Genomic DNA, 1,844 nt, shown 5'->3' with positions numbered 1-1,844 from the left:
AGACCTAGACATAAAGTTTCCGGGAGTGAGAAAAGTGACAAAAGACGAATGGTACAAACAGCTTTTTGAAAATCTGGGGAAGTCGACATTCCGAAGCAGATTTCATCTGAAGCAGGTGGACATTGATTATATCAACAGCAAAGGGCTGGACAAAATAGAAGAACATGCGCGCGATTTTATTGTAAAGCGCGAAGCACCGGCAGTGATCCCAAACGATGGAAAACAGACCCCAATGCGCGGTCATCCTGTATTCATCGCACAGCACGCAACAGCGACATGCTGCCGTGGCTGCATTAAGAAATGGCACAAGATCCAGCCAGGGAAACAATTGAGCCAGGTGCAGCAGGACTACCTCGTGGACGTGATCATGACCTGGATTCGGCAGGAGATGGAACTGTTTCAGGACAGACTGATAAGGTAAGGAGTGCAGACATGCGATCAATGAAACCCGACAGGGATATTTGCGTAAGAAAAATCAAGATACCTTCTGAGGGCAGAAATATTCCGGCACTTGTCCTTTCGCCGAAGAAAAAGACGGATAAAACGCCGGGGATTTTGTGGATTCATGGTGGCGGATATATCGCCGGAATGAAAGAAATGGTTCATATGTCAAGAGCGGTGGATCTTGTCAAAAAATACGGAGCAGTGGTCTTTTCCCCTGGCTACAGAATGGCTTTCGAGACTCCGTATCCGGCGGCACTGGATGACTGCTATGATGCACTTTTGTATTTGAAAAATCATGCAGATGAGCTGGGAATCAGAACGGATCAGATCATGGTCGGTGGAGAAAGTGCCGGCGGCGGGCTGTGTGTCGCTGTATGCATGAAAGCGAGAGATACAGGGGATGTGAAGATTGCTTTTCAGATGCCATTGTATCCAATGCTGGATGACCGGGATACGGAAACATCCCGGGACAATCACGGCAAAGTCTGGAATACACGGAAAAAATCATTTCGCCTGGAAAATGTATCTGCGAAATACTGACAAAACCAAGGTACCGATCTATGCTGCTCCGGCAAGGTGCACAGACTTTTCTGGTCTGCCGCCGGCCTACACGTTTGTAGGAGATGGAGAGCCGTTTTTTGCAGAAGCCGTGCGATACATACATAAACTGAAGAAAAACAACATCCACGCAGAACTGGACATTTACCACAGCAACATCCACGCCTTCGACATGATGTACCCGGAACTGGAAATCAGCCACCAGGCAGCAGAAAAGTTCAACCGACAGTTTACATATGCGAAGGAGCATTTTTTCGCAGAGCAATAGAAAATGAAGAGAGGTAGCTTTGAGGTGTATTAAAAGGAATAAGAAAGGTGCTGGAAGAGTGAAACCATGACTGAGACCATGTTCATGTAATGTTCCGGGCACAACCCAGGTCAGAACTAAGTAAGTTTATTAATGCGTATAAAAGTGCCAGTAGCAGACTGTTGAAAAAAGAATATCCACAGATAAAAGAAAAACTGTGGAAAGAAGCAGATTCTCTTGCACTGGCAAATGTGCAGAGGAACCTGGAAGGAGCCTTCCGGAAATTTTTTCGGGAACCGAAAGTGGGATTCCCAAATTACAAATCAAAAAAATTCCCGGAAATCTTATACAACAAATATGATATATGGAAATATCTGCCTGCAGGAAAAGTCTCTGAAACTACCAAAGATGACACCCATAAAAATAAAACTTCACCGTTCGATACCGGAAGGGTGGAAACTAAAATCAGTGACTGTAAGCAGGGAACCAACCGGAAAATATTTTGCAAGTCTGTTGTTCGACTGTGAAAACCAAACAGCGGAGAAAAGACAGGCAGAAAAATTTCTGGGGATTGATTTTGCCATGCATGGGCTGT

4 protein-coding genes and 1 pseudogene are annotated in these 1,844 nt (G+C 45.3%); 4 read left to right on the top strand and 1 reads right to left on the bottom strand.

From position 1 onward, the window contains the following. Nucleotides 1-34 precede the first annotated feature (34 nt). From QZL69_RS02055 to QZL69_RS02040, 4 genes and pseudogenes are all read left to right on the top strand, one after another. A complete protein-coding gene (locus QZL69_RS02055) occupies nucleotides 35-421 on the top strand; it encodes a DUF4186 domain-containing protein (protein WP_022213564.1) in 387 nt (128 codons plus the stop codon). 11 nt (nucleotides 422-432) lie between these two features. Then, complete coding sequence (locus tag QZL69_RS02050; protein WP_022213563.1) at nucleotides 433-984, top strand: alpha/beta hydrolase; 552 nt, start codon at nucleotides 433-435, stop codon at nucleotides 982-984. Beyond that, the gene (locus tag QZL69_RS02045; RefSeq protein WP_022213562.1) at nucleotides 965-1,270 is read left to right on the top strand and encodes an alpha/beta hydrolase; all 306 of its coding nucleotides are present in this window, start codon (nucleotides 965-967) and stop codon (nucleotides 1,268-1,270) included. The genes QZL69_RS02050 and QZL69_RS02045 overlap by 20 nt, the downstream gene beginning before the upstream one ends. Before the next feature lie 74 nt (nucleotides 1,271-1,344). Further along, a pseudogene (locus QZL69_RS02040) lies at nucleotides 1,345-1,476 on the top strand (transposase); the annotation flags it as partial. An 89-nt stretch (nucleotides 1,477-1,565) separates the two neighbouring features. Here QZL69_RS02040 and QZL69_RS02035 read toward each other — a convergent pair. Then, a partial coding sequence (locus QZL69_RS02035) for a hypothetical protein (RefSeq protein ID WP_291517891.1) occupies nucleotides 1,566-1,844 on the bottom strand: 279 nt, incomplete at its 5' end.

This window comes from Blautia sp. CAG:237 (genome assembly GCF_000436615.1).
Lineage (GTDB): Bacteria > Bacillota > Clostridia > Lachnospirales > Lachnospiraceae > Blautia_A > Blautia_A intestinihominis.
The sequence above is the reverse complement of the archived record's forward strand: the minus strand, read 5'-3'. Positions and strand labels throughout refer to the sequence as shown.

What these genes read in the sequence shown, in the direction of transcription:
- QZL69_RS02050 (WP_022213563.1), top strand. Translation starts at nt 433, where the DNA reads ATGCGATCAATGAAACCCGACAGGGATATTTGCGTAAGAAAAATCAAG.
- QZL69_RS02045 (WP_022213562.1), top strand. Translation starts at nt 965, where the DNA reads ATGTATCTGCGAAATACTGACAAAACCAAGGTACCGATCTATGCTGCT.